Here is a 12,753-nt window from a genome sequence, read left to right on the forward strand (position 1 = left end):
AAAATTTTAATATAATCCTATTTGAAGTATCATATTGGGAATATATAATACAAGAATCATCAACAAGTTTTTAAGTAGAATTGGGATTTTCATACCGATAATCATATTATTTTTGATATCTAAACTTGTCTCAAGATTCTATCTGACATAGGAAATAAAATTTTATGTAAATATTTGAATTGATATAGTTTTGTTAGAAAAATTATACTTTTAAATAGTTATTTAACTATCTCAACTATAAATCTTTTTCCATTTTCCAACTGTATTTTTACTAGTTTAAAACAATTAGCCATTTGTTCTCAATTACATGCTATTTGATTTACAATTAATATATAATACAGATGGTATTAAAAGCCAGGAGGAGCAAATCTCCTGGCTGTAAGTCTAAAGGAGCAATTAATAAACTACTGGATAGAAGGTTCCTATTGCCCAATATGCGTTATTTACTGCTGTTACTCTTATTTTTGTGGTTTTAATTTCACAAACTGGTATTGTAGTGAGAGCAGTTTTACTCATTACCGGCACTTCTGCTGCATATACCCAAGCTGTACCATTCCAGTATTGAATTTCGTATGCGTATTGTTTAGGACTACCATAAGCTTTCCAATAATTTGTATAAGCATTTGTATAATATTCACCTAAATAAGCATAACCACCCCAACATGTAGGATCACTTGTTGATATCTTTATTTCTTTAAGCGTTTTTTCTTCCGGGAAGGTAATTTCTACAAATCCACCAGTAGCACCTGTACCCGTATTGTTATAATCATTAGCCCAACCTGAAGCGAAATCATTATCTGTCATGTTAGCTTGGGTCGCTACACAGCCAGGGAAATAAACTGTATTAAGACTTGATGCATAAGTACCTGAAAGAAACGGTGTGGCAACCCCTATCTTCACACTGCAAGATTGAGTTCCTACTATATTGATATTAGCCGTCATTTCCTGACAGGTAGTACCTGTATAGGTACCTCCGATCGTGTAGACTACAGAACCTGAAAGTCCAAATGTTCCTGCCGATCTGGAAACGGTAAGTCCGTTACCTATTGAAACATTAGTCTGGGCCGGATAAGCAATACCAGCTATTGTAGAAGTATAAGGTATTGTTATTGTTCCGGTATATGAAGTACCATTCTTAAGATATTTAAACGGAGCCAAAGCAGACACAACAGCATTCGCACAGTCAGGAGTAACTGCTCCATCTTTTACGGTTCCAACTTTTTCACACTCTAATCCGTTTCCTGAAAATCTTGCTCTAAAATCTCCTGCTACTGTAGGTGTCCCGGAGATCGTATATACTAAAGTTACGCTTGAGTTAGCAGGGATATTTACAGGTTGAGCCGGAGAAGGCCTGAAACCGTAAGACCTGCAGCCGCTGATCCTAATAATGTAAGATAACCTGTGAAGTTATTTGAAACAGTCTGGAATGAATTATTGATAACTTTAATTGAAACTGTATTGGATGCTGAATTAGCTATCCCTTTAATATAGTCTCCATTAATTGAACTACCAACACAATCTACGCTAAATACAGCTCCTTTTGGTTTACCCAAGCATTCCCAAAGAGGTGCTGCCGGTGTACCATAATTATATATCAAACATCCATTTTTGGTCAGACCGTCTGTGCTTACGTTACAATCTGTACAATATACCATTAAACCTTCTGCCGGCTGTGAAATGGCATCACGTTCTGCTTGCGTCATCCTTGGAGGTAATAAACCTTTGGTTTTAGAATTAACATCCAGCATTGCACTTGCATCTATCGTTGAAGTTGCGCCAATTCCTACTTCTCCTGTTCTATATATTGCATTCGTTTTATTAGATGAAGCATCTGTAGTAGTACCACCTAAATACCATTCTGTAGAAGGATCCGGCTGGTACGAAAGATAAATGTTGCTTAGTTGATCATATTTCCAATAAGATCCGTCAATTGAGGACGCGTATATGTTATTGAAGTTTGCGGGCAAATTCGGTGAAAACACGGTTCCTGACTGGTTTGGATCGGTAGTGTTAAATGAAACTAACGAAGAAGTATCCTTATTAACTTTAGTCCATTGAAGACCATCATTATAATAAAATCCCTCAGTCAAACTAGAAGTTGCCGAACCTAAATTGTACACAATCATCCCTTTTACATGCGCTGATAAAGGTGCAGGATCGATCGAAGCAACTAATACTACCCTGGGAATGAGTAACCCTTTATTATCACTTTTTATCTCCAGAGCGGCATTAGGGTCTGGAGTAATTGTATTAATACCTACTTGCGAGTATGAGAGCATACTTAAAAAAATAAATAGGATTTGATAAAATTTCTTCATTGAATTGTTTGTTTTTTTATTATTGTTTTCTATTAACTAATTTATTTATACTATCTGCACTATGAGCGCTGATAGTTTACCTTCATGTGCTAATATTTTGAGATTCATCCATATAATGTTGTTTTAGGTTATTTTGTTTTTATGATTTCATTTAAAGTTTTAATATTATTATAGGTTTATAATTCTTTAGGGATACATCCTTTTTTCTGAATTCGGGTAAGGTGACGATTTATATTTTGTTGGTGGGGAAAGAGAAAGATTGTGGAGAATAAAGAAATTAAATCCTGTCTCTATATTTTAAAAAAAAATCATATTTTATAAATATCTGAAATATGAATATATGTGTGGTATCAGATTCCAACACTTTATGTTTAATATAATTTCCTATATTAATTTCTTTAAAATTTTCATAATTTAATTCCATCATTTGTGTTTAATAAGTAATTGTGTTAAATAACTAATTTTTATTAATAACTAATTTGTGTTTAATAACTATTTGAATAAAATGCAATACCATTCAATAAACATTGTATAATTTCATCTAAAATCACAATCAAAAAATTTAATTTTATATTTTTTTTGAGGATAGATGAAAAATCGATATTTTTACCACCATTATTCTTAACACAAATTAAGAGAGACTTTATTACAAAAATTTTGTAAAACATAAAAAGAGTAAAACATAAAAAACATATCTTGTAAATGACCGGTTATCAATCATTTATATTTTATGTTTTATTGTTTTGTTTTACTGTTTAGATTTTACTTTTAAGTTTTATTTATAAAAGATGGATATTGAAAAAAAAATATTAGAGTTTGAAATACTATTTGTTAAATATTCTACCTTATTATATTGCTCAATAAGCTATAGCCAGAATCTTACTATTGTATTTTTGTATATCTTTTTATTTCCGATAGGCTTTTTACTTTTCTTTGACTTTAAAAAAGTTTTTATTTTATCTGCTTCAATGGTGTTGATCTTTCCTATTAGTTATTTAATCAAATACTCTTTTACGCTCAACTCACATTTTTCTGAAATATATTTGGAGGGTCTAAAAATATTCACCATCACATTCTCTCTAGTTTTATTCTTTTGCTATTTATACTATTTTGTTCAAATCATTAAACTGAGAACAATACGTGATTTTAGAGACAGTAATGAAATAATGATCGATGGCTTTTTTTTCATTAAACAACAATGTTATAGAATCAACTCCAACAATATTTTGAATAAAACAGCAGATCTCCCCGAAGATGAATCTGCTTATAAAATGCTGTTCGAAAAGATAGAATGTCACATGAATACCGCCCAGCCCTGGAAGTCTTCAGAATACACTTTACAACAATTGGCAAAAGAAATTAACTCAAACCATCTGTATGTTTCATCTGCCATTAATAAGTATTCAAAAAACAACTTTAAAACTTATCTGAATGAATATAGATTAAATGCCTTTACCGAATATGTGAAAAATAAAAACAACGGACAAGTGCTTTTAAAAGAAATATATCTGAATATTGGTTTTGATAATCAGGCAACTTTCAACAGAGTATTTAAAAGTAAATTTTTAATGACTCCAAATGAATATCTTGAACAGATAATAAATAAACAATAATACTACCTTATTCTTGTTTGAAAGTAATACATTGAGAATGTAAGGATTGTATAACGGATGTATAGTAGAAGTAAATAAGTAATTTTATTTTTCAGAAAAATAAATTATTATTCGTCTTTCTTTGAAGGAACTAAAAAGACATCAATCAAACCTTCGGGAAGATTCATTTTGATTGTTCTTTCTTCACGGTCTACTTCAAGAATCCAGTCTTTGATGATTGGGACTACGACTTCTTTTCCGTCTAAGTTGGTCACGAAATAGTTCTGAGCGGTCTGATCGTTCACAGATCTTATGACCCCACAGTTGTTACCGTCTTGATCAAAAATTTCAAAACCGATAATTTCATGATAATAAAATTGATTTCCGGTCAGTTTTGGCAAACTCGTCAACGGAAGGTAAACATCTTTATTCAAAGACTGGTCTACCAAAGCTTCGGAAGAGTTTTTAAAAGAAAGGTTCAGAGCATCGAGTTTGCTCCAGGATGATTTTTCAATAAAAAAAGGAACCAATAATCCGTTGATTTCAACGAATATTGATTCCAATTTATTGTAAAGCTCGGGTTGGTCGGTATCCAATTTAAGGATGACGTTTCCCGCAAGGCCGTGTCTGCGTGTGATTTTTCCTAAAAAATAGCAATCTTCTTTACGCATAACGGGTTTGTTTTTAAGCTTCAGTGTTTTCTTCAGTTTCAGCAGCAGGAGTTTCTCCTTCTGTAGCTTCCGCAACAACTTCTTCAGCAGGAGCAGGTGCATTTGCAGCTTCTTCAGCAGCTTTAGCATCAGCTTCTACTTGTGCAGCAGCAGCAATTCTTGCTTCATTTACTTTAGTTTCAGCATCAAAAGCAGCTTTTTTAGCATCAGACTGAGATTTTGATAAACCTTCTACTTTACCTTGTACTTTTTGTTCTTTAGATTCTAACCAAGCACCGAATCTTTTTTCAGCTTCAGCCTCATCAAAAGCACCTTTAGCAACACCACCTTGTAAGTGTTTTTTGTAAAGTACACCTTTGTAAGAAAGAATAGCTCTTGCAGTATCAGTAGGTTGAGCACCGTTGTTTAACCACTTTACAGCAGAATCAACGTTCAAATCGATAGTCGCAGGGTTAGTAATTGGGTTGTAAGTACCTAGTTTCTCGATGAATCTACCATCTCTTCTAGCTCTAGCATCTGCAACCACGATGTGGAAAAAAGGTCTCCCTTTTGATCCGTGTCTTTGTAATCTGATTTTTACTGACATAATGTATGAATTTTAAGGGAACTCGTCCCGATTAAATATTTAAGTGTGCAAAGATAGTAAAAATTTTCTATTCTGAAAATTTATTGGAAGCCAGATGCCGGAAGTTTAGTGTCATTCTCATTTCATATATAACTAAAAAATATTTTACAGAAGCCGGGAACCTGCTGTTCACTATATCTTTTTTCCTCCATCGCTAAATCTTAACAAACAAAAAAGGATGCCGTTTCCATCAGGGCTATTTCACAGCTTCGTTACAGATTTTGGTTCAATTATAAGACTTATGTTTTTACACTTCAACATTTCCCATATAAAATAATCCCAAACATTTTTGGTTTTCCTCAATCGTTAAAGATTCCTTCAGATGATCTACAATTTTAGGCGAACTCCAGTAGCATCCTACTCCATTTGCTGTACAAGTAAGATACATATTCTGAACAGCCATTGAAACTGCCGCAATCTCTTCCCATTCCGGAACCATTCCGCTGTAATTAACTACAATGGAAATAACCACATCAGCTTTATTAATTTTAAATCCGATGTCATTATATTTCTTTTCTAGAAATACTTGCGGAGTTTGAGTAGATTTGTAAATTTCCTGCATTTCTATAGCTAATTTTGCTTTTTCTTCTCCTTTGAAAACTTTAAAACGCCAAGGTTTCGTTCTTTTATGGTTTGGAGCTAATGTTGCTGAATGCAAGATTTCTTCAATGATTTGCTGCGAGATTTCTGTTTCAGCATAATCTTTTGGAAAGATACTTCTTCTTTGCTCTATGATTTCCTTTAAAACTTCTGCTTTATTCATAGACACAAAATTACGGAAAAAGATGGAAGTTAGAAGTTAGAAGTTAGAAGTTAGAATCAAAATTAGAGAACCTCAATTATTTCCTGATGAATATTATTTAAAGTAAATGAACTACCGGATTTCATACCCATCATTTTTTTTGCCATCGGACTTTCTGCCGAGATAGCGTAGAAACGGTCGCCCTCAAAAAAGAATTCACCCAAAGAAACCGAAATATAAAATCTCGCTTTATTGGTAATCACTAATGAGCCCAGCTGCACTCTTTCTGTAGAAGCAGGAAGAACTCTTGCTAAATTTATTTTCAAATCATTCAATGCAGCGAGTTGTCTTTGCATCTGGTAAATTTCCTCCTGCATTTCTTCGCGCATACTGTCGTATTTAGGGGTTTTCTTGATTTCCCGACTTGCTTCTAAGGTAAATTCTATAAAGTTTTTAAGTTTTTCTATTTTTTCTGAAATCACGGTTTTCACATAATTTCTTATGTTGTTTTTCTCAAATACTATCTTCTCCATGTATCGTAATCTTTAGATAAAGATAATGTTTTAATTTAAATTTTGAAAAACAAAAAACTGATTTCAAAATGTGAAATCAGTTTTTTATTACATCAATTCTTAGATAGTAATTATTTTTCTACCAATATTTTCAGATTATTAAAACCCTCTTCGTAAGATTTTCCCATCTGGTAATCCATCATCGGTCGCATAATTTTCATCCATGTTTCCTGTTTTGTATCCATGCTCCACGTAACTTTTGTAGAATTTCCTTCGGAAGTTAAAACAATATCAGAAATTGCCTGTCCTTCAAAAGGTCTTTTAAAAATCATTTCTGTTTTTTGTTTTTCGCCAGAAATCAGTTCTTTAATTTCCTGACAACCTGCTCCTGCGTCATCATTTTTACTATCCCAACAATACTTATCTCCCACTTCCCCAGAATTGCCGGTGTAAGTGATTTTCATGTTATTGTCTAATTTCATCCAGGGATTCCATTGGTTAAACGCTTTCATTGTACTGATTTGCTGCCAGACTTTCTCCTTTGAAGCATTCATGACGACAGATTTTTCGTAGTGATAATGATCTCCGAAAGTCAACATGGCAACGATTGCATAGACAACGAGCAAAAGGATAACGCCGCCGATAATTTTTAAAATTGTTTTCATTTGTATATTTATTACGTTTAAATGTATGTTATTTTTTTGAATTAAATAAGACACCTGTTTAAGGTGTTCTATACAACAAAGAACTCAAAGTAAATTACTGAAAATCAAAATTAGCAATTCGTTATGAAGTAAATCTTTCCCTATGACAAGAAAATTAATTAATGAGGCATTTTTGTCATACAAATTGTGGCGGGCATCGTTTTTGAGAATCAAAATATCATTACATTCAAATTAATTAAATTTACACATATTAAAAATACGTCAATGAATATTTTAACAGAAAATTTTAATACACCATATCATTCAGCACCCTTTGATCAGATTAAAAACGAAGATTATCTTCCGGCATTTAAAGAATTAATTGAGAAATCTGAGAAAGAAGTTGACGCAATAGTCAATAATCCTGAAGAACCCAATTTTGAAAACGTCATCGAAGCTTTGGCTTTTTCGGGAGAGCAACTTGACCGAGTGTCTAATATTTTTTTTAATTTAAATTCTGCGGAGACAAGCGATCAATTACAGCAAATTGCTCAGGAAGTTTCACCTATCCTGACAGCATATTCTTCAAAAATTTCTCAAAACGAAGCTTTATTTAATAAGATTAAAAAAGTGTACGACGAAAAGGAAAAATACAATCTGAATGAAGAACAGCAAATGCTTTTGAATGAGACCTATAAAGGTTTTGTGAGAAACGGAGCACTTCTGAATGAAGAAGATAAAGAAAAATTAAAGAAAATCAGTATGGATTTATCTTTGAAATCTCTTCAATTCGGGCAAAATGCTTTAGCATCAACCAATGCCTACTTCAAGCACATCACCGATAAAGAAGATTTGGCCGGGATCCCAGAAGCAATTATCGAGCAATATGCTGAAGAAGCTAAGGAAAGAAATCTGGAAGGCTGGGTTGTAACGCTGCAATATCCAAGTTACATTCCGTTGATGACGTATGCTGAAAACCGTGACCTGAGAAAAGAGCTGGCTTTGGCAAACGGTAAAAAGTCTTTTGACGGCGGAGAATTTGACAATCAAAACCTCATCAAAGAACTTTTAAAGTTAAAACAACAAAAAGCAGAACTTCTAGGCTATGCAACTTATGCAGATTTTGTTCTGGAAGAAAGAATGGCAAAATCTCCCACCAAAGTTTTGGATTTTCTGAATGAACTTTTAACGAAAGCAAAGCCTTACGCAGAACAGGAAATTGGAGAATTGAAATCGTTGGCAAAAGCTGACGGAATTGAAGAAATGCAAGGTTACGATCACGCTTTTTATGCAGAAAAACTTCGTAAAGCAAAATACGACCTGAATGATGAGGAATTAAAACCTTATTTTCCTTTAGAGCAGGTTCAGGAAGCAGTTTTTGGATTATCTAATCAACTTTTCGGGCTGACTTTTGTGGAAAGAAATGACATCCCGAAATATCATGAAGATGTGAAAGTATATGAAGTAAAGGAGGTCTTCAACTCTGCTCAGACCGACAACCATCAACCGACAAGCGACTTCAAAGCTTTGCTTTATGTAGATTATTTCCCAAGAAAAGGGAAAAGAGCTGGAGCATGGATGACGAGTTACAAAAATCAGTATCAGAAGGATGTAGAAAATTCTCGTCCGCACATTTCTATTGTTTGTAATTTTAGCAAGCCTACGAAAGACACGCCGAGTTTATTGACATTTCAGGAAGTGACGACATTGTTCCATGAGTTTGGTCACGCTTTACACGGCATGATGGCAAACACGCAGTATCCGAATCTATCAGGAACCTCTGTGAAATGGGATTTTGTAGAGCTGCCTTCACAATTTTTGGAAAATTTCTGCTACGAACCAGAATTTTTGAAAACTTTTGCTAAACATTATAAAACAGGAGAAGTTTTACCTGATGAAAAAATAGAAAAAATTGCATTATCTAAGAACTTTATGGAAGGTTATCAGACGATGAGGCAGCTTGGTTTCGGTATTTTAGATATGAATTACCATACAAAAGTTGAAGAGTTGGAGCATTTGACTGTGAAAGAGTTTGAGGATCATTATACAAAAGCGACACAACTGTATCCTGCAAATCCTGAAACAGCGATGAGCCCGAGTTTTTCGCATATTTTTCAAGGGGGATATTCTGCGGGATATTATTCGTACAAATGGGCGGAAGTTTTGGATGCTGATGCTTTTCAACATTTTAAGGATACAGGAATTTTCAATCCTGAAACTGCAGCAAAATTTAAAATTCTTCTTTCTTCCGGCGGTACAAAAGACCCGATGGAATTGTATAAAAACTTCAGAGGAAGCGAGCCAAAAGTGGAAAGCTTGCTGAAAAGAGCGTTTGGCTAAAAATTTAATTCAAAGTTCCTGGGGTTACATATCAAGGGGACTTTGAATTTTTCTTTTTTTTAAATCTGTAATATGAGTGTAGATTTGAGTTGTAATTATGCTATTATGACCTAACAATTCCTGTATATATCTGATATCTGTACCACTCTCAATAAGATGCGTTGCGAAACTGTGTCTTAAAATGTGAGGCGTTACCAAATTTGGTATCTTTGATTTGATGGCTGCCTGTTTTACAACCTGCTGCACGCTTCGGGTTGAATATTTTTCACCAACATTTCCTTCAAAAAGATAGACATTGGGCGAACAGCTCTTAAAATAATCCCGCAGCAATGGCAGAATTGACTTAGGCAACATCACATAACGATCTTTTTTTCCTTTTGACTGGACGATTGCAATCATTCCGGAAACAGAATCTATATCGGTAATTTTCAGACTGACCAGCTCACTCACTCTCAAACCGCAACCGTACAATAGGCTAATGATAGATTTGTGTTTCAGATTTTCTGTAAGGCTGATCATTTTCAGGATATCATCTTTGTTGAGATATTTGGGTAATGAATGCTCTACCCTTTTCGGATAAAGATGAGAAAGTGAAAATTTTCTATTGAACATTACTTCATAAAACAGTTTTATGCTTCCTAAAATATGTTTCTGATACGATTGTGAAATATTCTTTTCTTTTATTTCACTGTAAATATATTTTTCAATAATACTTTCATCAACTTCTTCTATGGAAACATCGTGTAGCGTTTTAAAAAAAGATGCTAAGGTCGAAATATAAGTTTTGATCGTAGACGTGCTGTATCTTGCTATTTCAAGCTTTTGTCTGAATAATTGTGAATATTTCATCAGTTGTGTGTGTTTGATCAAAAATACAAAATATTCGTCAATCCAAAAAAAAATATAAAAAATTCTTTTTCTCAAAACCCAATATTTACCAGCAAATGATATATTACGTAATCAAAGCTTAAAATATGACTTAGTGAATGTTATATAGTTTGGATTGACGCAATGCGTAAATTTGGACGTTAGCAGACATTTTATACCAACATTATGGCAATCATCAAAAAAGCAAAGAATATTACCATCAAAGTGAATAGAGATTATACATTAATTGCTGGTACAATAACAGAAATTGCAGATAAAATCACTATTACTGCAACAAAAGGCAATCTAACTTTGGGTTCTAATAAAAAAGTAATAATGCAGGGTTTAAATGGAGGAGTGAAATTTGGAAATTATGAACCTCCAGTAGAAACAAAAAAAACAATTACTGAAGTTGTTTGGATGGACTCACCAATGGAAAAACAAATAAGTGAAGCCCAAACAAATGAACTTTTGAGCATAAAAGTCAAAACTCAAAACTATAATGAGGGTGAGATGATTTCTCTTTTAATAAAAGATGAAGAAAATCACGAAGAAAATATTCAATTAATAGGATATGTAGATAATGAGGGTTTTGCTGTTCTTCAAGAAGTAATGTATGCAGATTCTGAAAACTTAAACAAAAACACAAATTTAGCTTAAAAATTAATAATGGCAAGAACCCTAATTATAGCCGAAATCAATGGTGAAGATGTTAGACATTTTAATGCAACTTTGGACATTTTAGATGAGCCAATTTGTATGAATGTTGGAATAGCTTATATGCCATTTATGGAAAATGGATTTTATTTTCTGAAAGAGGACAATACAAAATCTGTAAAGGGAATAAATGAAGTGGAAACTGATTTTGTTGAATATTTATACAAAATAAGACAAGCCAATAGAAATAAAACAAAACTAGAATATACTCGTCTTTCCAGGCCTAGTAGATTAACTAGAAGAGAACGGATTTTCATAGCCGGAAAAATATTTCCAGTTATGAGTATTTCATACAGCGGAAAAGATATTGATTGTTCTACTTCAAAAATTCGAGTAAAGTCAATTTCTACTTATGAATTGAGACTTTTATTTGGAGAAACGTTTAGTGAATACAAAGAATTTGCAATAAATTACATCAGTATAGATAATGACAACATACGGATTTATTTACCAAAATATTCAAGCATAGAAGTTGATTATGCAGATTTATTGATTGATTTTTTGAGTAACGGAGAAAAAACAAAAATTGTAGCGAATAACGGAGAATTTCCAAGTATGGAAATCTATAAAATGGCAACAGGAAATGTAAACCTCCAAAAAGCTTGCTGGTTAAAAAGTGACCGAAAAGCAAAAAATGATAAGTGGAAAGACGCTTGTATGTACATTGTGGAACACAAATATCAGGGTGTTTTAGGTCCTTTCGGACAGATTGCTGATTTTTATGGTTTATTAAAAGATAAAGTAACACAATCACAACATAAATCTCGTTGGCTAAAAGGTGCATATAATTTAGTTGATAAACTTAAAATTATGGATGGTGGATTTGGTTTTGTAGATAATGATGTTGAAGTTATTTTAAGTGAATTAAATATAGGTATTTGCGATTATGCTATTACTAAATTTTATGATTTATTTTACGGGAAATATAAAAATGTACCAATAGACACCTTTGAAAAAGCATATAATTGGGACTTGGCATTTGTAAAACACGAGCAAGGAGTTGTTGCTGTTCCTATTTATGCAAAAACCTCAAAGAAAACCATAGAAACATTTCAATCTATGGCAGACAAAGATCCTCAAAACAATATAAGACACGGTTTTGGTGGTTATTTAGGTGTAACTCCTGAGTTCGATGACCCTTGGAATGGAAATGTTACAGATGCTAATTTTAGAATAGATTTACCAATGTTAATGTTGTGGTTAGATAGGCACAAACCTACTTCTACACCTTTTAAAGGTAAAGTTAATAGTACTGGATTTTTGAAAGAAGATTATAAGAAAATAATAAGAAAATATGCGGTTAAATAAAACGTACACGATACTATTAATTTGGGTAGTGCATTTCTATATTTTTTTTGGACTAACAGTTTCTTACATGAACTATCAATCAGGGACATTAGACGCAACATTTTATGATCTTAAAAGTAGCTTCTTGTTTTTAGTTGGTGTTCCAATTTTTTCTACATTATTGGGTGTGTATTGTCCAATTTTTTTGGCTATTATATTGATGATCATACTTATTGAATACAAAAAATATAAAATATTTAAATCATATATTATATCTATTTTGTTTTTTTTTATTGCATACTTGTTTCTTTTTACAAGAGTAAATTACTTAAAATATGATTTAGAGTGGATAGCAAGTTTAGCTTCATTAATATTTGCAAGTTTAATTATTTTTATAGTTTTCAAAAAAACTTTTGCTCGATTGAATAAAGAATATAA

The 12,753-nt window shown here is 32.7% G+C and carries 12 protein-coding genes; 4 read left to right on the forward strand and 8 right to left on the reverse strand.

The window, feature by feature from the left end:
• Window positions 1-396 precede the first annotated feature (396 nt).
• Both ACZZZA_RS00905 and ACZZZA_RS00910 read right to left on the reverse strand, forming a co-directional pair.
• Window positions 397-1,167: a hypothetical protein gene (locus tag ACZZZA_RS00905; RefSeq protein ID WP_463429392.1), complete on the reverse strand. Its 771-nt coding sequence runs from the start codon at window positions 1,165-1,167 to the stop codon at window positions 397-399.
• 161 nt (window positions 1,168-1,328) lie between these two features.
• The gene (locus ACZZZA_RS00910; RefSeq protein ID WP_463429393.1) at window positions 1,329-2,279 is read right to left on the reverse strand and encodes a hypothetical protein; all 951 of its coding nucleotides are present in this window, start codon (window positions 2,277-2,279) and stop codon (window positions 1,329-1,331) included.
• A gap of 1,265 nt (window positions 2,280-3,544) precedes the next feature.
• Here ACZZZA_RS00910 and ACZZZA_RS00915 point away from each other — a divergent pair.
• Window positions 3,545-3,931 carry a helix-turn-helix domain-containing protein gene (locus ACZZZA_RS00915; protein ID WP_463429394.1) on the forward strand — a complete coding sequence of 129 codons (387 nt, stop codon included), beginning with the start codon at window positions 3,545-3,547 and terminating at the stop codon, window positions 3,929-3,931.
• Between the two features lie 107 nt (window positions 3,932-4,038).
• On the opposite strand, the gene rimM is transcribed toward ACZZZA_RS00915, so the two are convergent.
• From rimM to ACZZZA_RS00940, 5 genes are all read right to left on the reverse strand, one after another.
• Complete coding sequence (gene rimM, locus ACZZZA_RS00920) at window positions 4,039-4,581, reverse strand: ribosome maturation factor RimM (protein WP_463429395.1); 543 nt, start codon at window positions 4,579-4,581, stop codon at window positions 4,039-4,041.
• Window positions 4,582-4,594: 13 nt separating this feature from the next.
• Window positions 4,595-5,167, reverse strand: a complete 573-nt coding sequence (locus ACZZZA_RS00925) for a 30S ribosomal protein S16 (RefSeq protein ID WP_463429396.1) — start codon at window positions 5,165-5,167, stop codon at window positions 4,595-4,597.
• A 286-nt stretch (window positions 5,168-5,453) separates the two neighbouring features.
• Window positions 5,454-5,969 carry a nitroreductase family protein gene (locus tag ACZZZA_RS00930; protein ID WP_463429397.1) on the reverse strand — a complete coding sequence of 172 codons (516 nt, stop codon included), beginning with the start codon at window positions 5,967-5,969 and terminating at the stop codon, window positions 5,454-5,456.
• A 62-nt stretch (window positions 5,970-6,031) separates the two neighbouring features.
• Window positions 6,032-6,481 (reverse strand): hypothetical protein, encoded by a 450-nt coding sequence (locus ACZZZA_RS00935; RefSeq protein WP_463429398.1) that lies wholly within the window; start codon window positions 6,479-6,481, stop codon window positions 6,032-6,034.
• Between the two features lie 110 nt (window positions 6,482-6,591).
• Window positions 6,592-7,125, reverse strand: a complete 534-nt coding sequence (locus ACZZZA_RS00940; RefSeq protein ID WP_463429399.1) for an SRPBCC family protein — start codon at window positions 7,123-7,125, stop codon at window positions 6,592-6,594.
• Between the two features lie 264 nt (window positions 7,126-7,389).
• On the opposite strand from ACZZZA_RS00940, the gene ACZZZA_RS00945 reads away from it, so the two are divergent.
• Complete coding sequence (locus ACZZZA_RS00945) at window positions 7,390-9,444, forward strand: M3 family metallopeptidase (protein ID WP_463429400.1); 2,055 nt, start codon at window positions 7,390-7,392, stop codon at window positions 9,442-9,444.
• Window positions 9,445-9,468: 24 nt separating this feature from the next.
• Here ACZZZA_RS00945 and xerA read toward each other — a convergent pair whose 3' ends face one another.
• A complete protein-coding gene (gene xerA, locus ACZZZA_RS00950; RefSeq protein WP_463429401.1) occupies window positions 9,469-10,293 on the reverse strand; it encodes a site-specific tyrosine recombinase/integron integrase in 825 nt (274 codons plus the stop codon).
• Window positions 10,294-10,497: 204 nt separating this feature from the next.
• Here xerA and ACZZZA_RS00955 point away from each other — a divergent pair, with 204 nt between their 5' ends.
• Both ACZZZA_RS00955 and ACZZZA_RS00960 read left to right on the forward strand, forming a co-directional pair.
• Window positions 10,498-10,971, forward strand: coding sequence for a hypothetical protein (locus ACZZZA_RS00955; protein WP_463429402.1), 474 nt, complete (start codon window positions 10,498-10,500; stop codon window positions 10,969-10,971).
• Between the two features lie 9 nt (window positions 10,972-10,980).
• Window positions 10,981-12,336: a hypothetical protein gene (locus ACZZZA_RS00960; RefSeq protein WP_463429403.1), complete on the forward strand. Its 1,356-nt coding sequence runs from the start codon at window positions 10,981-10,983 to the stop codon at window positions 12,334-12,336.
• Window positions 12,337-12,753 lie beyond the last annotated feature (417 nt).

The sequence above is a fragment of the Chryseobacterium sp. AC405b genome (genome assembly GCF_979258685.1).

Excerpts from the sequence above, each read along its gene's own strand:
- xerA (WP_463429401.1), bottom strand. The coding sequence starts at position 10,293 with ATGAAATATTCACAATTATTCAGACAAAAGCTTGAAATAGCAAGATAC.
- ACZZZA_RS00930 (WP_463429397.1), bottom strand. The coding sequence starts at position 5,969 with ATGAATAAAGCAGAAGTTTTAAAGGAAATCATAGAGCAAAGAAGAAGT.
- ACZZZA_RS00935 (WP_463429398.1), bottom strand. The coding sequence starts at position 6,481 with ATGGAGAAGATAGTATTTGAGAAAAACAACATAAGAAATTATGTGAAA.
- ACZZZA_RS00940 (WP_463429399.1), bottom strand. The coding sequence starts at position 7,125 with ATGAAAACAATTTTAAAAATTATCGGCGGCGTTATCCTTTTGCTCGTT.
- ACZZZA_RS00955 (WP_463429402.1), top strand. The coding sequence starts at position 10,498 with ATGGCAATCATCAAAAAAGCAAAGAATATTACCATCAAAGTGAATAGA.
- ACZZZA_RS00945 (WP_463429400.1), top strand. The coding sequence starts at position 7,390 with ATGAATATTTTAACAGAAAATTTTAATACACCATATCATTCAGCACCC.
- rimM (WP_463429395.1), bottom strand. The coding sequence starts at position 4,581 with ATGCGTAAAGAAGATTGCTATTTTTTAGGAAAAATCACACGCAGACAC.
- ACZZZA_RS00925 (WP_463429396.1), bottom strand. The coding sequence starts at position 5,167 with ATGTCAGTAAAAATCAGATTACAAAGACACGGATCAAAAGGGAGACCT.
- ACZZZA_RS00910 (WP_463429393.1), bottom strand. The coding sequence starts at position 2,279 with ATGCTCTCATACTCGCAAGTAGGTATTAATACAATTACTCCAGACCCT.
- ACZZZA_RS00960 (WP_463429403.1), top strand. The coding sequence starts at position 10,981 with ATGGCAAGAACCCTAATTATAGCCGAAATCAATGGTGAAGATGTTAGA.